Origin of the sequence: Streptosporangium sp. NPDC000563 (genome assembly GCF_040299985.1) — a bacterium.
Lineage (GTDB): Bacteria > Actinomycetota > Actinomycetes > Streptosporangiales > Streptosporangiaceae > Streptosporangium.
Genome location: NZ_JBEPDA010000013.1, coordinates 80943 through 100507, shown reverse-complemented (window position 1 = coordinate 100507; position 19565 = coordinate 80943). Strand labels below are relative to the sequence as shown.

The 19565-nt window shown below is 68.3% G+C and carries 12 protein-coding genes; 5 read left to right on the top strand and 7 right to left on the bottom strand.

Translation table 11 applies throughout. The features are described from left to right. Positions 1 to 34: 34 nt before the first annotated feature. Together ABT352_RS26150 and glgP are read right to left on the bottom strand one after the other, a co-directional pair. The gene (locus ABT352_RS26150; RefSeq protein ID WP_350947569.1) at positions 35 to 2155 is read right to left on the bottom strand and encodes an amylo-alpha-1,6-glucosidase; all 2121 of its coding nucleotides are present in this window, start codon (positions 2153 to 2155) and stop codon (positions 35 to 37) included. Positions 2156 to 2863: 708 nt separating this feature from the next. After that, positions 2864 to 5446, bottom strand: coding sequence for an alpha-glucan family phosphorylase (gene glgP, locus ABT352_RS26145; protein WP_350947568.1), 2583 nt, complete (start codon positions 5444 to 5446; stop codon positions 2864 to 2866). A gap of 354 nt (positions 5447 to 5800) precedes the next feature. Between glgP and ABT352_RS26140 the strand changes: the two genes are divergently transcribed. The 3 genes from ABT352_RS26140 to ABT352_RS26130 are packed head-to-tail and all read left to right on the top strand — an operon-like array spanning position 5801 to position 10988. Next, positions 5801 to 7921, top strand: coding sequence for an alpha-1,4-glucan--maltose-1-phosphate maltosyltransferase (locus tag ABT352_RS26140; protein ID WP_350947567.1), 2121 nt, complete (start codon positions 5801 to 5803; stop codon positions 7919 to 7921). A gap of 45 nt (positions 7922 to 7966) precedes the next feature. After that, on the top strand, positions 7967 to 9670 hold the full coding sequence (gene treS, locus ABT352_RS26135) for a maltose alpha-D-glucosyltransferase (protein WP_350947566.1): 1704 nt from the start codon (positions 7967 to 7969) through the stop codon (positions 9668 to 9670). Between the two features lie 4 nt (positions 9671 to 9674). Then, positions 9675 to 10988 (top strand): maltokinase N-terminal cap-like domain-containing protein, encoded by a 1314-nt coding sequence (locus tag ABT352_RS26130; RefSeq protein ID WP_350947565.1) that lies wholly within the window; start codon positions 9675 to 9677, stop codon positions 10986 to 10988. Between the two features lie 78 nt (positions 10989 to 11066). On the opposite strand, the gene ABT352_RS26125 is transcribed toward ABT352_RS26130, so the two are convergent. Both ABT352_RS26125 and ABT352_RS26120 read right to left on the bottom strand, forming a co-directional pair. Beyond that, positions 11067 to 13514, bottom strand: coding sequence for a M14 family zinc carboxypeptidase (locus tag ABT352_RS26125; RefSeq protein ID WP_350947564.1), 2448 nt, complete (start codon positions 13512 to 13514; stop codon positions 11067 to 11069). Positions 13515 to 13674: 160 nt separating this feature from the next. Continuing rightward, the gene (locus tag ABT352_RS26120) at positions 13675 to 13926 is read right to left on the bottom strand and encodes a fasciclin domain-containing protein (protein WP_350947563.1); all 252 of its coding nucleotides are present in this window, start codon (positions 13924 to 13926) and stop codon (positions 13675 to 13677) included. A 141-nt stretch (positions 13927 to 14067) separates the two neighbouring features. Between ABT352_RS26120 and ABT352_RS26115 the strand changes: the two genes are divergently transcribed. Beyond that, positions 14068 to 15399 carry a glycoside hydrolase 5 family protein gene (locus ABT352_RS26115; RefSeq protein WP_350947562.1) on the top strand — a complete coding sequence of 444 codons (1332 nt, stop codon included), beginning with the start codon at positions 14068 to 14070 and terminating at the stop codon, positions 15397 to 15399. Between the two features lie 131 nt (positions 15400 to 15530). Continuing rightward, positions 15531 to 15704 carry a hypothetical protein gene (locus ABT352_RS26110; RefSeq protein ID WP_350947653.1) on the top strand — a complete coding sequence of 58 codons (174 nt, stop codon included), beginning with the start codon at positions 15531 to 15533 and terminating at the stop codon, positions 15702 to 15704. A 67-nt stretch (positions 15705 to 15771) separates the two neighbouring features. Here the strand turns inward: ABT352_RS26110 and ABT352_RS26105 are convergent, their stop codons facing one another. The 3 genes from ABT352_RS26105 to ABT352_RS26095 all read right to left on the bottom strand — a co-directional run bounded on the left by ABT352_RS26105 (position 15772) and on the right by ABT352_RS26095 (position 19516). Further along, positions 15772 to 17037, bottom strand: a complete 1266-nt coding sequence (locus ABT352_RS26105) for a YVTN family beta-propeller repeat protein (RefSeq protein ID WP_350947561.1) — start codon at positions 17035 to 17037, stop codon at positions 15772 to 15774. Positions 17038 to 17360: 323 nt separating this feature from the next. Further along, on the bottom strand, positions 17361 to 18947 hold the full coding sequence (locus ABT352_RS26100; protein WP_350947560.1) for an MFS transporter: 1587 nt from the start codon (positions 18945 to 18947) through the stop codon (positions 17361 to 17363). Then, entirely contained in the window at positions 18944 to 19516 is a 573-nt protein-coding gene (locus tag ABT352_RS26095) for a TetR/AcrR family transcriptional regulator (protein ID WP_350947559.1), read from the bottom strand. Before ABT352_RS26095 ends, ABT352_RS26100 begins: the two co-directional genes overlap by 4 nt. Between the last annotated feature and the right edge of the window lie 49 nt (positions 19517 to 19565).

The window sequence follows — 19565 nt, the reverse complement described above, 5'->3', positions numbered from 1 at the left end:
GGAAGTTGGAACCGGGAGGAGGCTGGAGAAGCGATCAGCGGACCCGCCCCGCGGTGGCGGTGAGCGGGCCGCACGGCTCGTCGATCAGGGTGATCCCCTCCGGCAGCCCCGCCATGGTGGCGCCGTCGGGGCCGACCTCGATCGTGACCCTGGAGCCCGCGAGCGGCAGCCCCTGGATCCGCAGGCCCTCCAGCCCGACGGGATCCAGCCACACCCGCCTGTAGGGGATCCACGGCTCGAAGCGCAGCAGGCTCCTGACCAGCTGGATGGGGCTCGCCGCGGCCCACGCCTGCGGGGAGCAGGAGGTGGGATAGGGCACCGGCCGGCCGAACTCGGCCCGGTCGAATCCGCAGAACAGTTCGGGCAGCCGCCAGCCGAAGACCTCGGCCGCGTCCAGCAGGCTGAGGGCGACGCGCTGGGCCTCGACCGTGAAGCCGTAGCGCATCAGTCCCGCCGCGATCAGGGCGTTGTCGTGTGGCCAGACCGAGCCGTTGTGGTAGCTCATCGGGTTGTAGGCGCCCATGGTGGTGGCGAGGGTCCGCACCCCGTACCCGGTGAACATCTCCGGCGAGAGCAGCCTCTCGGCGACATAGGGTGCCCGGCCCTCGTCGACGATGCCGGTCCACAGGCAGTGGCCCATGTTGGAGGCGAGACTGTCGATGGCGCGCCCGGCGCCGTCGAGGCCGATGGCGTAGTAGCCCCGGTCCGGCAGCCAGAAGCGCTCGTTGAAGGCGTCCCTGATGCGTTCCGCGCGGGCCCTCCACTGCTCCTCCAGGATGCTGTCGCCCACCGCGTGGGCGCAGTGGGCACGGGCGACGTAGGCGGCGTAGACGTAGCCCTGGACCTCCGCCAGCGCTATGGGCGGGTTGGCCAGGGTGCCGTCGGCGAAGTTGACGCCGTCGAAGGAGTCCTTCCATCCCTGGTTGATCAGCCCGTGGTCGGTCTTGCGCCGGTAGGACAGGAACGGGTCGGCGGATCTGCGGATCCAGTCCAGGGCCGCGTCGACGTTCGGGGTGAGTTCCTCGATGGCCTCCCCGTACACACCCCATCGGCGCAGCTCGCCCATGACCATCACGAACAGCGGGGTCGAGTCCACCGACCCGTAGTAGGCGCGGCCCGCGTGCGGTGAGGCACCGGTCCGCGTGCCGAAACGGAGCTCGTGCAGGATCTTGCCCGGCTCCTCCTCGGTCAGCGGGTCGTCGACGGTGCCCTGCAGCCTGGCCAGGCGCCTCAGGGTGCCCAGCGCCAGGCACGGGTCCATCGGAAGGGCCATCCACGACGTCAGCAGCGAGTCGCGACCGAACAGGGTCATGAACCACGGCGCGCCCGCGGCGATCGTCGGCGGCTCGTCGGGCATGCCGGCGTCGAAGAGCCGCAGCGCACCGAGATCCGCCTTGGAGCGTTCCAGCACCTGGGCGAGGATGCGGTCGGAGGTGACGACGATCGGGCTGGCGCGCTCCCAGTCGGCGCGGCGCCTGGCGGGCTCCGCGTGTTCGAGCGGGTGGTGGGTGGAGAACCAGGCGGGCGACTCCTCGCCCTCCAGGATCGGATTGACCTGCAGGCTCGCGGTCCACTCACCCCGCGCGGGCACGACGACGCGGAAGACGAGCACGCCCGGCATGGCGAACGGCTTCGGCTCGGCCACCACCCTGGTGCCGCGCGAGCGGCAGGAGGAGACGATCAGCAGTCCCGTCCTGTCGGCCGTCACCTCCACGTCGGTCACGTGCCGGATCCGGCCGGCCTTCACCTCGAACAGATCCGCCACGTCGGAGGCGACGTGGATGTCGACGACGCATCCGGCGGGCTCCCCGGACAGGTTGCGCAGGGTGAGGTCCTCGCGCAGGCCGCCCCCGACGTAGCGGTCCCTCATCACGAGCAGACTGCTCTCGGCCCGCCCGGGGCGGGGGGCGGCCCTGCCGAGGAACATCGCGTGGTACGGCTCGGCGGGCAGCACCCTGAGCTCCTCCACGGGCAGCTCGTCCACCCTCAGCTCCCAGCGCGACAGGATCCGGGTGTCCGCGTAGTAGACGCCCTGCGCCCCGCCGGGGAGGATGTCGCCGTTGCGGGCGCACACGCAGAAGGAGCCGCCCTCGACCAGCGTGACCGCGGCGTCACCCAGTGCGCCCGGCTGGCCCTTCAACGTCCATGCGTCCACTGCTCTCCCCCGAGTGCGCTAGATGTCGGCTATCTACCCATCCCCAGCACAAACAAGAAAGAACTCCACAAAAGACGCATATAGCCGTATTTTGCACTTTAAGAGGAGTTTTGCCCGAATCATCGTAACGGTGGCACCGAGAGCCGACGGGCCGGCCCTGCCGCACCTCTTCCGGCCCTCTCCATGCCCCCTCCGGCCCCCTCCGCGCGGCTCCCCGCCGCGGTTCCCTCCGCGTGGCCCGCGGCACCGACCTCCGCGGGCCACGCGCCGCCGGGCCGCCGTACGATCAGACGCGCTCCGGGGTCACGGCGCCGGGAACCTCTGCTGGGCGCCAGGTCGAGTGGCCAAACATACCCACCTCACCACGCGCGGCGGCCGAACGAGAGCACTTCTCGGCCATCCGTGTCGGGTACGACCGTTCAAGCGTGATTCACCCCGGATTCATGCGCGACTCATACGCCACCGTTCACCGGACCGAAACGTTCGGCGGCTCGCACACTCGCCGGGCCAGGCCGTCCTGCGGGCCGAACGCTCACCGGACAGAACGCTCACCGCCGGACCGTCCACCACCGGACCGTTCAGCGGCCGGAGCGCTCAACGGACAGAACGCTCAACGGGCCGGAACGCGAAAGACCTCCGTGGTCCTCCCCGAGAACGGGGAGGACCACGGAGGTCCCGTCACCCGGCGCGCGCCGGGTGATCACGCGGTCAGCGCAGGGTGCCGTTGGTCATGCCGACGGGCTCCTCCGGCACCGCGACCAGGCCGAGCTCCGAGTTCGAGGCCACCAGCGGGTGGTCGGGAACGACCCGGACGGTGTAGCCGAAGGGTCCGGTGCGGTCGAGGGGTACGGTCCCGGCGAAGACGGCCCTGCCGTCGTCGCCCTCGGTCTCGACGGCGAGGTCCGCATAGCAGGGATCCGCGAGGTCGTCGTGGTCTCCGACCCTGCCGTAGGCCGCCTGGACCCGGATGTCCCCCGGCTCCAGCTCGCCGAGCGCGATGGTGGCCTTCAGCTCCAGGGAGGTCCCGAGCTCCGGGGTGCCGTCGCCCAGACCGGTGGCCTCCACGTGCTCGACCCGCACGCCCGGCCAGGCCCTGCCGACCCTGAGCTTCCACGCCGCGAAGCCCTTCGCCTGCTCGTACCCCTCGCCGGAGAGGGCGCGGGCGGACTTGGCGGCCGGGGCGTAGAGGTCGACCACGTAGTCGCGGAGCATCCGTCCCGCGAGCACCTTGGGGCCGAGCGAGGCCAGGGTGTGCCGCACCATCTCCAGCCAGCGCCGGGGCAGCCCGTCGGCCCGGTCGTAGAAGCGGTCGGCGACCTCGTGCTCGATCAGGTCGTACAGCGCGGCGGCCTCGAGCTCGTCGCGGCGGTCGGGGTCGGCGACGCCGTCGGCGGTGGGGATCGCCCAGCCGTTGGTGCCGTCGTACCACTCGTCCCACCAGCCGTCGCGGATGGACAGGTTGAGCCCGCCGTTGAGCGCGGCCTTCATCCCCGAGGTGCCGCACGCCTCCAGCGGGCGCAGCGGGTTGTTCATCCACACGTCGCAGCCCTGCACGAGCAGCTGGCCCAGGGCCATGTCGTAGTCGGGCAGGAAGACGATGCGGTGCCGCACGTCCTCGGAGTCGGCGAACTTCACGATCTGCTGGATGAGCTTCTTGCCGCCCTCGTCGGCCGGGTGCGCCTTGCCCGCGATCACGATCTGCACCGGCCTGGCGGGGTCGAGCAGCAGCGCGCGGAGCCGGTCGGGGTCGGACAGCATCAGGGTGAGCCGCTTGTACGAGGGCACCCGGCGGGCGAAGCCGATGGTGAGCACCTCGGGGTCGAGGGCGTCGTCGATCCAGCCGAGCTCGGCCGGCGAGGCGCCCCGGTTGATCCACGACTGGCGGAGCCGCGCGCGGGCCGCGACGACCAGCTTCTCGCGCAGCCGTCCCCTGATGCCCCAGACGTCGCCGTCGGAGACCTTGGCGATGCTCTCCCAGCCCTGGGCCCGTTCGACCAGGGTGGGCAGCTCCTTGCCGGCGAGCTCCATGATCTCCCGGCCGACCCAGGTGGGTGCGTGCACGCCGTTGGTGATGGACCCGATCGGGACCTCTTCGATGTCGAAGCCCGGCCACAGGCTCTTGAACATCTCCCGGCTCACCGCGCCGTGCAGCTCGGAGACGCCGTTGACCCGCTGGGCCAGCCGCATGCCCATCGCGGCCATGTTGAACTTGCCCGGCTCCTCCTCGGCGCCCAGCGCGAGGATGCGGTCGACGGGGACCGTGGGCCACGCGTTGTCGCCGCCGAACTGGCGTCCGATCATCTCGGCGGGGAAGCGGTCGATCCCGGCGGGCACGGGGGTGTGCGTGGTGAAGACGGTCCCGGCCCGCACCGCCTCCAGCGCCTCGTCGAAGGAGAGCCTCGCCTCGGTGAGCTCGCGGATGCGCTCCAGGCCGAGGAAGCCCGCGTGGCCCTCGTTGGTGTGGAACACCTCGGGCTCGGCGTGCCCGGTGACCCTGCAGTACGCGCGGATGGCGCGGACGCCGCCGACACCGAGCAGCAGCTCCTGCAGCAGCCGGTGGTCGCCGCCGCCGCCGTACAGGCGGTCGGTGACGTCACGGGCGGCGTTGTCGTTCTCGGCCACGTCGGAGTCGAGCAGCAGCAGCGGCACCCTGCCGACCTGGAGCACCCAGACCTGGGCGTGCAGCGTGCGCTGCTCGGGAAGGCTGATCTTGATGCGTACCGGGCTGCCGTCCTCCTCCCGCAGGAGGGTGAGCGGCAGGCCGCCAGGGTCGAGGGAGGGGTAGTGCTCCAGCTGCCAGCCCTCGGGCGAGAGCGACTGGGTGAAGTAGCCGTGGCGGTACAGCAGGCCGACGGCGAGGATGGGCACGCCGAGGTCGCTGGCGGCCTTGAGGTGGTCTCCGGCGAGGATGCCGAGCCCGCCCGAATACTGCGGCAGGGCGGCGGCGATGCCGTACTCGGGAGAGAAATAGGCGATGGCCTTCGGGGCCTCGGAGATGGTCTGGTACCACCGGGGTGCGGTCATGTACTCGCGGAGATCGTCGGCGGCGTCGGCGAGCCGCCTCAGGAAGCGACGGTCGGCGGCGAGCTCACGGAGCCTGTCGGCCTCGACCGCGCCCAGCAGGGCGACGGGGTCGTACCCGACGCGTCCCCAGATGGCCGGATCGACCTCACCGAACAGATCCAATGTCTCGGGGTGCCACGACCAGCGCAGATTGAGGACGAGCTCGCCGAGGGAGGCCAGCTCCGGCGGCAGGACGGTGCGGACGGTAAACCTACGGATTGCTCTCACGCTGCCAGACCCTAGTTACTCAGCGCCACGAGGGCGACCTCAACACTCACGCGTCTCCCCCTCACCGCTATCAATCCACCCCAAACACATCAAAGAGAGGTGATCGACTGTTAGGACAACTCGCGGAAGAGTAAGAGGTCCCGCACTCTATCCATCGGCAGGCATGAAGATGGACTATTGGGGCACCGGAGATACGAGCCAGAATGTACTGCCCTCGGGAAACCGGCCGTCCCAGCAGGGCGGGGTCTCGGCCTGCCACGAGACCGACCGCCCCGTGATGCTTGCACAAACGAAGATCCTTCCTTGCTGACTTCCCCGGCGGTACCGGGCGTGCCGCCGCTACCTTGAGACGCGATGATCGGACGAATTCCAATTCAGGACATCCACCCCACGGTCGACTGCGGGCGCCGCCCCGCCAAGGCCGCCGCGGGTGAGACCTTCGAGATCTCCGCGACCGTGTTCCGGGAGGGACACGACGCGGTCGCGGCAGGGGTCGTGTTCACCGGCCCCGACGGCGTGCGCGGCCCCCTGTTGCCGATGGGCGAGCTCGCCCCCGGCACCGACCGGTGGGGCGTGGAGGTGACGCTGCCCACCGAGGGTGAGTGGCGTTTCCGGGTGGAGGCGTGGGGCGACCCCCTCGCCACCTGGTTGCACGACGCGGGCATCAAGATCCCTCGGGGCCTGGACGCCGACCTGATGTGCGAGGAGGGCGCCCGGCTCTTCGACCGCGCGGCGAGAGCGGTGCGTGCCGCCGACTGCGAACCCGTGACCGGTACGGTTGCGACCGGCGGGCCGGTGAGCGGCAGGAAGCCCGCGGCGAGGACGGCGAGGCGCGCCAAGGAGGCGCAGCAGCACGTCTGCGGGCACCGGGCCGCGCTCCAGGCGGTCGCGGCCAGACTGCGCGACACCGAGATCGACCCGCGCGCCCGGTTCACCGTCGCCCAGCTTCCCGAGACCGCGGCGCTGCTGCGCGCCCACCCGCTGCGCGACCTGGTGACGAGGTCGGCTCCGCGCACGGTCCTGGTGCACCGCCGCAGGGCGCTGTTCGGGTCGTGGTACGAGTTCTTCCCGCGCTCCGAGGGCGCGATCATCGAGCAGGGCGTCGCCCCCAAGTCCGGGACCTTCCAGACCGCCGCCAAGCGGCTGCCCGCCGTGGCGAAGATGGGCTTCGACGTCGTCTACCTGCCACCGATCCACCCGATCGGGCACAGTTTCCGCAAGGGGCGCAACAACACCCTGACCCCCGAGCCGTACGATCCCGGCTCGCCCTGGGCGATCGGCTCCGAGGAGGGTGGCCACGACGCCATCCACCCCGACCTGGGCACGTTCGAGGACTTCGACGCCTTCGTGGCCAAGACCCGCGAGCTGGGCATGGAGATCGCGATCGACCTCGCCCTGCAGTGCGCGCCCGACCACCCGTGGGTCAAGGAGCACCCGGAGTGGTTCAACATCCGCGCCGACGGCTCGATCGCGTACGCGGAGAACCCGCCGAAGAAATATCAGGACATCTACCCGCTGAACTTCGACAAGGACCCCAAGGGGATCTACGAGGAGATCAGGCGGGTCGTACGGCTCTGGATGGACCACGGGGTGCGGATCTTCCGGGTGGACAACCCGCACACCAAGCCGGTCTCCTTCTGGGAGAAGCTGCTGGCCGACATCCACGCCACCGATCCCGACGTGTTGTTCCTCGCGGAGGCGTTCACCCGCCCCGCGATGATGCGGACGCTGGCCAAGGTCGGCTTCCACCAGTCGTACACGTACTACACGTGGAAGAACTCGCGCCCGGACGTCGAGTCGTACCTGGGCGAGCTCTCCCACGAGACGTCGCACTACATGCGGCCGAACGTGTTCGTTAACACTCCGGACATTCTCCACGAATACCTTCAGCACGGGGGAGTCCCGGCATTTCATATCAGAGCGGTGCTCGCGGCGACGGCGATGCCGACGTGGGGCGTGTACGCCGGATATGAACTTGCGGAGAATGTACCGGTTCGACCGGGTAGCGAAGAATACCTAGATAGTGAGAAATATCAGTACAAACCCCGCAATTGGGTTGAGGCTGAGCGGGAAGGCCGTAGCCTGGCCCCGTTCATCACGCAACTCAATTTGTTCCGAAGAGCACACCCGGCGCTCCAGGAACTGCGTAATCTACGTTTTCACAGCGTCAACCACCCGGATGTGATCTGCTTCTCCAAGCGGTTGCCCGGCGCCTATGACACGGCCACACGACGGCACGGCCTGGGCGACGTTGTCCTCGTCGTCGTGAACCTGGATCCGCACAACACCCACGAGGCGACGGTGTCGCTGGACATGCCCGCCCTCGGTCTCGACTGGCAAGCCGAGTTCGTCGTGGACGACGAACTGTCGGGCGAGTCGTATCGCTGGCGGCAGGACAACTACGTGCGTCTCGATCCCCACATCCACCCAGCGCACGTCTTCACTCTGCGTGCAGCGGCGGCGAGCCAGCGGTGAGCCGGCGGGTGCACGTGTACCGGCAGAACAGCGGGGAGTCCACTGGTGAGTCAGCTACCTGAACCGATTCCGAACACCTTCGACGAGGAGAAACCGCGCGACCCGTACTGGTTCAAGCGCGCCGTCTTCTACGAGGTTCTCATCCGGGGTTTCGCCGATTCCAACGGCGACGGCACCGGAGACATCCGCGGTCTCATCCAGAGACTGGACTACCTCCAGTGGCTCGGTGTCGACTGCCTCTGGCTGCTTCCGCTGTACGAGTCGCCGTTGCGTGACGGCGGCTACGACATCGCCGACTTCATGAAGATCCTTCCTGACTTCGGCGACCTCGGAGACTTCGTGAAACTCGTCGACGAGGCACACAAGCGCGGCATGCGGGTCATCGCCGACCTGGTGATGAACCACACGAGCGACCAGCACCCGTGGTTCCAGGCCTCCCGCCACGACCCCGAGGGGCCGTTCGGCGACTTCTACGTCTGGAACGACCACGACGAGCTCTACAAGGACGCCCGGATCATCTTCGTCGACACCGAGACGTCCAACTGGTCCCACGACCCCGTCCGCGGCCAGTACTACTGGCACCGTTTCTTCTCGCACCAGCCGGACCTCAACTACGAGAACCCGGACGTGCAGGACGCGATGCTGGAGGTGCTGCGCTTCTGGCTGGACCTGGGCATCGACGGCTTCCGGATGGACGCGATCCCGTACCTCTTCGAGCAGGACGGCACCAACTGCGAGAACCTGCCCAGGACCCACGAGTACCTCAAGCGGGTCAGGGCGGAGGTCGACCGGCTCTACCCCGACCGGGTGCTGCTCGCCGAGGCCAACCAGTGGCCCGCCGACGTGGTCGAGTACTTCGGCGACGCCGCCACCGGCGGCGACGAGTGCCACATGGCGTTCCACTTCCCGCTGATGCCGCGCATCTTCATGGCGGTGCGGCGGGAGTCGCGCTACCCCATCTCCGAGATCATGGCCCAGACGCCGAAGATCCCGGAGAACTGCCAGTGGGGCATCTTCCTGCGCAACCACGACGAGCTCACGCTCGAGATGGTGACGGACGACGAGCGCGACTACATGTACTCGGAGTACGCCAAGGACCCCAGGATGCGGGCCAACGTCGGCATCCGGCGGCGGCTCGCCCCGCTGCTGGAGAACGATCGCAACCAGATTGAGCTTTTCACGGCGTTGCTGCTCTCCCTTCCGGGATCTCCCGTGCTGTACTACGGCGATGAGATCGGGATGGGGGACAACATCTGGCTGGGCGACCGCGACGGTGTCCGTACCCCCATGCAGTGGAGCCCCGACCGCAACGCGGGATTCTCCGACTGCGACCCCGGACGCCTGTATCTCCCGGTCATCATGGACCCGATCTACGGCTACCAGGCGCTCAACGTCGAGGCGCAGCAGCGCAGCGCGGGCTCGCTGCTGCACTGGACCAAGCGGATGATCGACATCCGCAAGCGGCACCCGGTCTTCGGCCTCGGCGAGTTCACCGAGCTGAACTCGTCCAACCCGAGCGTTCTCGCCTTCGTGCGCGAGCTCGGCGACGACCGGATGCTGTGCGTCAACAACCTGTCCCGATTCCCGCAGCCGGTGGAGCTCGACCTGCGCCGCTTCGAGGGATCGGTCCCGGTGGAGACGATGGGCGGGGTTCCTTTTCCATCGGTTGGGGAGCTTCCGTATCTTTTGACGCTTCCTGGGCATGGGTTCTACTGGTTCACCCTGCCACCCGCATCCCAGGAGGCGTAAAGCCGTGTTGACGGAGCTCCTTACCGGCTGGATCACCCATCAACGATGGTTCGCCGGTAAGGGGCGCCCGATCGACGATCTCGTCATCGACTCGGACGTGGAACTGGCACCGCGCCTGCGTCACCTGATCATCTCCGTCCACCAGTCAGGGGGCCGGGACCGCTACCAGCTGCTGCTCGGCAGCGAGGCGCCGGAGTGGGCCCGCTTCAAACCGGCCCACATCGGCGACGGCTACTACGACGCCGCCTACGACGCCGACCTCACCACCGCCCTGCTCGACGGCATGGCGGAAGGCCGCGACCTCGGCGCCGTCCGCTTCCGCCACCTCGACGGGGTGGAGATCGACACCTCCAAACGGAGCCTCGTCCTCGGCGCCGAGCAGTCCAACACCTCGCTGGTGTACGGCGGCACCTACATCTGCAAGCTGTTCCGCCGCCTGACCGCCGGGGTGAACCCCGAGTTGGAGATCGTCACCGCCCTCGCCCTGCGCGGCAGCACGCACATCGCCAAGCCGTACGGCTGGATCGAGACGGACCTCGACGGCGAGACCACCACGCTGGCGATGACCCAGGAGTTCCTGTCCAACGCCAACGACGGCTGGGCCCTCGCCCTGGCCAGCGTCCGCGACCTGTACGGCTCCCTCGAACCCTCGGCCTCCGACGCGGGCGGCGACTTCAGCTCCGAGTCCTACCGCCTCGGCGTGACCACCGCCACGGTCCACCGGGAGATGGCCGAGGCGTTCCCGACCGACGTGATCGAGTCGCAGGAGGTCAAGCGGATGGTCGAGGAGTTCCGCCGCCGCCTGAACGTCGCGGTGCAGGAGGTGCCCGCCCTCGGCGAGCACGCCCACGTCGCGGAGGAGGCCTACCAGCGGGTCTCGGACGTGGCCGGGGAGATGCCCGTCCAGCGGGTCCACGGCGACTACCACCTCGGCCAGGTGATGCGCACCAACAACGACTGGGTCATCCTCGACTTCGAGGGCGAGCCCGGCCGGCCCATCGCCGAGCGCCGCGCGCTGTCCTCCCCGCTGCGTGACGTGGCCGGGATGCTCCGCTCCTTCGACTACGCCGCCCGCCACCTGCTCGCCGACCACCCCGACCCCGACGCCCTCCGCCCCCGCGCGGTGGAGTGGGCCGAGCTCAACCGCTCCTCCTTCCTCGCCGGCTACTCCGCCGGAGGCGGCCATCTGCGCGCCGAGGACGCCGTCCTGCTGCGCGCCCTGGAACTCGACAAGGCCGCGTACGAGGTCGTCTACGAGTCCCGCAACCGCCCGACCTGGCTGCACATCCCGATGGCCGCCTTCGAAACCGGCCATTAGACGCCCTCCCGTGGCGCGGGGAGAGCGCCGAACGGCCGCCGGTCGGTGGACCGGCGGCCGCACGAACATCTCAAGAGGTCAGGGGAGCTTACGGACCTCCACCTTCGCCTTGCGGTAGTTGTTGCCGTTGCCGTCGGGCTTGTAGTTGCCCTCCACGTTGCCCGCGATGTCCACGGCGAACCAGTGGACGTCGGAGGTCTTGTCGAGCGTGATCTGCTGGGTGCCCTCGCGCATTCCCGCGCTGAGAAGCTTGGTGGAGTTCAGCGTCGGCCGGCTGCCGTCCAGGGTGTAGTAGATGTTGGCGGGCTCGTCGACCTCGAAGGTGAACGTGGTCGACGTTTCGGCCCGGTCGGTCACCTTCACCTTGGAGGCGGGCTTCTTCTTGTCATCGGCGTACTGGCGGGCCACCTCCAGGATGCCGATCTGCCCGGACGAGAACTCCATCGCCTCCTCGTGGCCCTCGGCGAACGGCGGCTGGAAGCCGACCGCCTCGAAACGCCCGGTCTGCGGGTTGTAGACGTCCGCGCCGACCTCGAAGCTCCAGCCGATGATGCCCCGGTTGTACCAGTGCTCGTCGGCGCTGTTACCGGCCGCGGAGTACAGCACGTCCGGGATCGGACCGGTGCGGCCCGGCCAGATACCGTTGCCGCGCCAGGACTGGACGCTGGAGAGGATGTGGTTGGAGGCACTCCAGAAGAAGTTCTCCGTACCGAAGTCGGGCCGCGGCAGCGTCTCACGCCCCGCGGACTTGTACGAGCCCGGAGCCCACATGAAGTAGCCGCCGTAGGAGTGCGTGTTCATCGCGAACTTGATGTTCGGGTACTGCTCGGTGATCCAGACCTCGTTGCGAGCCTCCGGCTCCGACAGCTCGGCCGGGCCCGCGTAGGTGCCGCTGGTGCAGCTCGTCGAGGCGCCGCTGTAACCGTCGAAGACCGAACCGACCGAGAAGTTGCGGTTCAGGTCCACACCCCAGGCGTTGCGGTTCGCGGGGTCGGCCGCGTTGACCGGGCAGTGGTTGGTCATGGTCTTGCGCTGCATGTTGTAGTCGTACACGCTGTAGTGCCCGCCGTCGGGGTTGACCGTGGGCATGATGAAGATGTCGAGGTTGTCGACCAGCTTCTTGGTCTCCCCGTCCCGGGCGTAGTTGCGCAGCAGCCGCTCGGCGGTCTCCACACAGGTCAGCGGGGTCACCCATTCGCGGGCGTGCTCCTGGCAGTAGAGGAACACACCGACCTTCGAGCCGTCGCGCTGCTTGCCGATGCGCAGCGCCTTCGTCTGGAACGGCTCGCGCGAGACGGTCGCCGGCGCCTTGAGGTTGTCGGTCAGCTTCGTCGCCACGGCCGCGGCGACAAGACCGGCACCCGCGTTGCCCCGGTAGGTGGCGGCGGTCAGCAGCGCCGACGCCGCGGCGTTGCCGTTGAGCGCGTCCACCACCGCCTTGGCGGTGCTGTTGATCGCGGAGGACTCGTTCGTGCCGAGGTTGACCACGACGTTCTTGCCGCTCACCGACACGCTCAGCGCGGCCGAGGCGGCGTCCGGCTTCACCAGCGCCACGCTGATGTCGTTGCCGCCCTCGTGCCCGTACGCCTTCGAGGTCACGTAGAACGTGCTCGCCGCGACGGTGCCGAACTGGGCCTGCGCCGCCCGGCGGTAGCCGTTCGTCTTGTGCGGCAGATCGATGATCTGCGAGATCTTCGGGAATTCCTGGGCCAGGCCGGAGATCCGGTCGGTGATCTCGGTCGGGTCCATGTAGCGGTCGACGAAGTCCACGACGTAGTGCTTCTTCGGGGGCTTGCGCTTCTCACCCAGCCACTTGGTCACCGGAACCGTGACCGAACCACCCCGGTTGCTGGTGATCGTGGCCTTGGTGGGAACCGCGGTCACGGCCAGCGGCGAGCTGAACCGGTGGTACATGTACTGGCCGGCGTCGGTGAAGCGCGACATCGTCGCGGTGCCGCCCGAGTCGGGGGCGGTGCCCTTGCCGCTGTCCCAGGCGACGGTGAGCACCGTCGCCGCGTCGATGGCGCTCGACTTCACCTCGACGGAGAGGAAGTTCTGGTTGTCGAGGCTGGTGAACCACTCGGCGCGGAGCGGGGTCAGCGTGTCGACCTCCGCCGCCGCCTGGGCCTCGGCCGCGACGGCGCTCCGCCGCTGGACCAGGTTCTCGGCGAACTCCGTCTGGTCGGAGATCTTGCCGACGATGTTGAAGCCGAGATCGCGGAGGTTCTGGGCCTCCTCCGGGCTCAGTACCGCGTGCATCTCGAACCCGCCGTCGACGGGCTTCTTGTACTCCGCGAGGTCGACGCCCATGGAGTTGAGCCGGTCGATGCCGGCCTCGTCGGGGACGATGACGCGCAGCAGCGCCACACCGTTCTGTTCGGTGCTGGACTGATGGTCGGGGACGACCTCGCTGACCGGCGGGGACGGCTCGGCGAGAACGGGGAACGAACCGAAGCTCAGGGCAATGGGAAGAGTGAGCACGACCGCGATACGGCCGAGTCTCCTGCCATCGAGAGAACTCCTCATGAGAGATGCCTCCAGTTGGCGCACGTCTCCGGGTATTGGGTCACCCCGGCAGAAAGTACGCAATTGGCAAGAATCTTCGCCAGAGGACGTATCTTCGTCAAGACCCCAAATCAACGCATTCTACGCATCCAACAATTTTAAGGTAAGCTTTATATGATATTTATACATAAGGTACATGTTTTGAGACGTAGTCGCCGTATCCCAAACGGCAAGTCTTGCCAGGTGTAATATGATTTGTCGCTTTTAAGGTGATTTGAGGGTATTTCCGCCCTGCGGTGAGGCCGCGACCAGCCGGGACGGAGGTCTTCCCGCGCTCGACCGCGTGGTAGCTCAGCAGCTTGGTCAGCTGTTCCTTGTCCGCCGGCAGCTTCTTGAGCGCGTCCGGCGGCAGCCGGCCGAGGCGATCGGCCACGATATTGGCCGGCGAACCACGCCCCTATACGCCGCTCTTACCTCGCCTGTGGAACGCTCTGGGCAGAGTAGACGGCCAAGATCGAGCGGGGATCAGGTGTCATCAGATAGCGGAGCATCGGCATGGCGGCGTCCTGGACGGATGATCGCCTTGGCCGCGGGGGCCGTCGCGATGGCGCTGGTGGCGGGGTGCTCCTCCGCCGACACCGCCGACGAGGCGCCTCCCGTCGCACGGCAGTCCGCCACCCCACCGGCGGTGCTCGACACCGCGATCGGGAAGGCACCGCCGGTCGACCCCACGTGGCCCCGGTGGGGGCTCACCCACACGGGGGTGAGCGCCAACAACGTCACCGAGCAGTTCGAGCGGGTCGTGGCCGGGACTCTCGCCAGAACCCCGATGCTGCAGAACCAGCACATCATGGGATTCGGAGCGCTCAACCCCCAGCCCCGCCCCAAAGAGTTCTACTGGGAGGACCTCGACAGCCGGACGAACCTCATGAGGCTGTCCGGCGGCACGCAGATCATGACGCTCTGCTGCGCCCCCGACTGGATGAAGGGCGGCCCCGAGGGCCCGACCTCGGACGTGGGCTGGAGCGAGCACCTGGAGGACGCCCCCTATCCCAAGCACTTCGACGACTTCGCCAAGCTGTCGGCGGCCGTCGCCACCAAGTATCGCGACGTCAAGTACTTCATGGTCTGGAACGAGTTCAAGGGCTTCTGGAAGGACCACTCCAAGCCCGCGGACTTCAAGGGCTACACCGAGCTCTACAACAAGGTCTACGACGCGGTGAAGGCGGCCAGGCCCGACGCCATGGTCGGCGGCCCCTATCTCGGCTTCGACAGCAACAGGACGGGAAAGTCCGAGCTGCGGGGGCCGTGGGGGGTCGTCAACCAGAACGCCCTGGACGCCTTCGAATACTGGTTCAAGAACAAGAAGGGCGCCGACTTCGTCGTGGTCGACGGCGCCTCGCTGACCGACGCCCACGAGATGCTGCCCGACGCGTTCGGCGCGCTGGGCAAGTTCAGCGCGGTCACCACCTGGCTGCGCGAGAGGACCGGCGACATGCCGGTCTGGTGGTCGGAGTGGTACTTCGTTCCCGAGGACAAGACCACCTGGCCCGAGCCGATGCGGCTCGCCGTCCAGGCCGCCTCGATGATCGAGTTTGCGAAGAGCGGTGCCGCCACGGCGCTGTACTGGAATCCACAGACCAAGCAGGGCACCTGCCAGGGGTGCATGTGGGACCCGGGGACCGGCGCCGAACTCCCGACCGGCAAACTCATCGCCGACTTCGCCACCTGGTTCCCCGCCGGAGCCAAGCTTGAGCCCGTCACCTCCTCCGACCCCGGCGTCCGGGTGCTCGCGCAGCCTCGCCGGCTGCTGATGGTCAACACCGTCGACGCGGAGATCACCACGACCGTGGACGGCAGGTCGTTCACCCTGCTCCCCCACGAGATCAAGTGGAGCGACCGCTAGCCTCCGGACGTCGCCCGAAGCACCGCGAAGGAGTTTGAACTTCCCAGACCTTGTGCTCCTGAATGATCGGGCGGTCCTGGTCACGTTCGGTGGTCATGATCGGCACCCACAGAGTTCTTACGCCCCGGCGATTGACGACACGCAGCGCGGAGCCGCAACCGGGACAGTGGACGGTGCCACGATCGAGTTGTTCCCGATCTGCCTATCCGCGAGAGCTTCGTGAGCGTGCGGTGCGGATGGTCGGCGAGGTCCGTCCGCACTACGCCAAGGAGTACGCCGCGATCAAGACGGCCGAGACGTCGTGAACCTGGGTGCGTCAGGCGCGGATCGACAACGGGCAGCGGCCGCTGGAGGACCGGTCTCCGCCGTGCTTTATCGGAAGACCCCCGTGTGGCCGAGGGAGTAGCGGCCGGGCTGGGGGTAGATGGACAGGCCGTGCGGGCCGGCGCCGACGTCGATCTTGCGGATGAGGTCGCCGTTCCCGGTGTCGAACACGTAGACGACCCCGTCGTAGCGTCCGGACAGCCACAGGCGGCGGCCGTCGGCCGACACGCCGCCCATGTCCGGCGAACCGCCGCCGGGGATGTGCCAGGTGTCGATCGGGCGGCGAAGGGCGAAGGAGATGACGGAGACCGATCCGGCGCCTCGGTTGGAGACGTACAGCACCTTCGAGTCCCGGCTGACGTAGAGCCCGTGCGCGCCCGCGCCGGTCTTGACGAAACCCGTGACACGGAACTCCTTCGCGTCGACGAGCCACACGCCGTCCTTGGCCATGTCGGCGACATAGAAGGTGGTGCCGTCCGGAGAGAGCTTCACGTCCTGCGGCATGTTGGGGTACGGCATGTGGCCGTGCCGCATGGAGTCGTGCGCCATGTCGTGGTCCATGGCATACGACGCGTCGCTGTACCGCGATGCCGCGCGCTGGATGCCCTTGCGTCGCGTGGTGCCGTCCGCCAGGTCGATGACGGCGCGGACCCTACGTGCGGCTGTGTCGACGACCACCAAATGGCCGGAGAACTCACAGCTGCCGAGGAGGAGGTTCCCGTCAGCTGTGAAGTCCGCGTGGTTGATCCCTCTGCAGGGCATGTGCAGCGAGTGCCGGCGCCGCATGGTGTGCGGGTCGAGAAAATCGAGCCGGTTCTCCCGCTCGGCCATCACCAGGGCGGTGCGGCCGTCGGGGGTGAAGTACAGGTTGTAGGGATCGTCGACGAACACCGGCTTGCCGGCCTTGCCGGTCATGGGATCGATCGGTGTCAGGGAGTTGCCGTCGTTGTTGTTGACCCAGAGCGTCTTCAGATCCCACGAGGGGACGACATGCTGCGGTCGCCGGGCCACCGCGAAGGTGCGGAGCACCCGGTAGGTGCGTGGGTCGATCACGCTGACGGTGTTGCCCTCGCTGTTCGGCACGTAGACCCGCTCGGGGAACCCCGCCACGACCGGGCTGAGCATGCCGGGCCGGTCGTGGGCGTAGACGTCCACCGTCGCGGCCGCCCCGGTGGCCGGAGCGCTCGCCACATTGCCGGTCGGCGTCCCACCGGCGGTCGCGACGGGCCGAACCGGGCTCGGCCCCGACGCCGGTTGCCCGCCTCCGCAGGCGGACAGGACGCACGCCGTCAACCCGATCAGAGGAGTGATCACGCCACACCGTCGCCGCTCACTTCTCAGCCGCCGCATGACCCACTCCTCGCCGCCCCGGCGCCACTTCTCTGTCGCCTACGGAAACGGTAGGAGCAGGTAGGTCGGCAAATGTTCAACCTGCGGTTAGCGCCCTCCTTTTTCCGTCACCGTGACATAGCCCGTACGACGCCAGAAGCCTCCGACCACTCGGCCGAAGGATTCTCTCGTTGCCCGGAGTGGAACGACGATCGCTATGCCGGTCTGGTGGTCGGAGTGGTACGTCGTTCCCGAGGACAAGACCACCTGGTCCACTGGAGCCGCGCCCCACTCCGCGGCCTCGGAACTCAACGGTTCGCTCTCCGCTCCTTCGGGCTCGGGGGCGATGTACGAGTGGAAAGCGGGCTCGGGGAAGGCGTCGTCACGATGTCGAAGTCGCGCGGGACGAGCCACCAGATGGCGAGCGCGGCCGCCAGCATGAGCAGGGCCCCGGCCAGCCCGGTCACCTCCAGCGACGCGGTGAACGCCGTTTTCGCCTGGCGGGCCAGCTCCATCCCGGCTGTTCCGGCGTGGCGGGCGACCTCGATCGCACCTCCCAGGGAGTCGCGCGCCGCCTCGACGGCGGAGACGGAGGAGGATAGCGCCGCACGGTAGACGGCGGCCGCGACGCTGCCCAGCACGGCGACGCCGAGCAGGCCGCCCAGCTCGTAGGAGGTCTCCTCGATCGCGGCGGCGCTGCCCGCTTTCTCCAGCGGCGCGCCCGCCATGATGACCGATGAGGCGATCGCCAGAGAGCCCATGCCGGAGCCGACCAGCAACAGTGACACGGCGACCCATGGGTAGACGACGGGTGCGGCGAACAGCACGCCGAGCCCCAGCCCGGAGATCGCCAGACCGCCGGCCAGCACCGTGCGGGTCCCGATCCGGACGGCCAGCCAGGGCGCCAGCGGAGACAGCAGCAGCGCGCCCAGCGCGGCCGGCAGCATCCGCACGCCGGTCTCCAGGGGGGAGTAACCCTGGACAAGCTGCATCCACTGCGCCATCAGCAACATCACCGCCCCCATCGCGATCGAGGTGCTCAGCGCCGCCAGCGTGCCCGCGCTGAACGGCCGACTGCGAAACAGGCGGATCTCAAGCAGAGGGTCGGGCCGCCTCAGGCAGCGCTGTACGAACCAGGTGAGCGTCACCGCCGCCACGGTGAGGGCGACCCACGGCCATGGCGTGGTAGGTCCCTCCTTGACGAACTGCTTGATCGAGAAGACCAGGGCGACCATCCCGGCGATCGACAGCGCGGTCGCGACCAGGTCCCAGCGACCCGGGTGCGGGTTGCGCGACTCCGGAAGCAGGATCAGGCCAGCGAGCACCGCCAGGACCATCACCGGCACGTTGACCAGGAAGGCCGAATGCCAGCTGAAGTACTCCAGCAGCAGTCCACCCAGGATCGGCCCTAGCGCGCTTCCCAGGGCGGCCATCGCCGCCCAGATGCCCAGCGCGGTCGCCCGTTCCGCCGGGTCGGCGAAAAGGGTGCGGATCATCGACAGTGTGGATGGCATGATCATGGCACCGCCGATGCCGAGCAGGGCTCGTACGGCGATCACCTCGCCCGGTGAGGAAGCCCACAGCACTGCCACCGACGCCAGCCCGAAGAGTACGAAGCCGGCGAGCAGCGTCTTCTTACGCCCCCAACGGTCGCCCAGAGCGCTCACCGTGACCAGCAGGCCCGCCAGCACCAGTGAGTAGACGTCCACCATCCACAACAGCTCGACCGAACTGGGCCGCAGTTCGGCGGAGATGGCGGGCAGGGCGACGTTGAGGATGGTCATGTCCATGATCACCAACAGCAGGCTGGCCGACAGCACCGCCAGGCCGGCCCATCGCCGTGGGTGGGGCGGCGCGGTGGCGGCGCCTGGTACGGGCGCTGGGAGGAGACTCATCGCGTCCCCCCGGCGAGGCCGGCGCCGTTGAAGAACGTCTCGTGCACGAGCCACTGCAGGTCCCGGCGCGCGACGCTGCCCTGGTGCAGGCTTTCCCGTACGGCCAGCAGCAGACCGTACACCGTGTTGCCGATCCATCGGGGAGGTAGGTCGGCGCGCAGGACTCCGGCTCGTTGTGCCGCCTGATAGAGCGTGACCTCCAACTCCTCCAGCGCGTCGCTGCGTTCGCGCAGCGCGGGCATGGACAGCGTCAGGTCGGCCAGGGCGAAGCTGTACTCCTCGGCGTCGTCGATCAGCCCGGTCAGCATCTCGCGCAAGGCGGTGGTGATCACGGCCGGGTCCGCCGAGCGAGCGGCCTCCCGAATGCCCGCGCTCTGCTGGGCGGCCTCCCAGCGGTTCAGCGCGTGGTGGCCGAGTGCCAGCAGTAGTTCCTCACGACCGCTGAAGTGGCGGTGCAGCGTGGCACGGCTCACCCCGGCCGCCTCGGCGAGTTCTCCCATCGAGGCGCCCGGATCCTGGTTGAGGCGCTGGATCGCTGCGGCAATGATCTGGCCGTAGCCCACAGCCATCAGTCAACTCCATATCATTTGAAACATACTTGTCTCAAATGAGAGTACA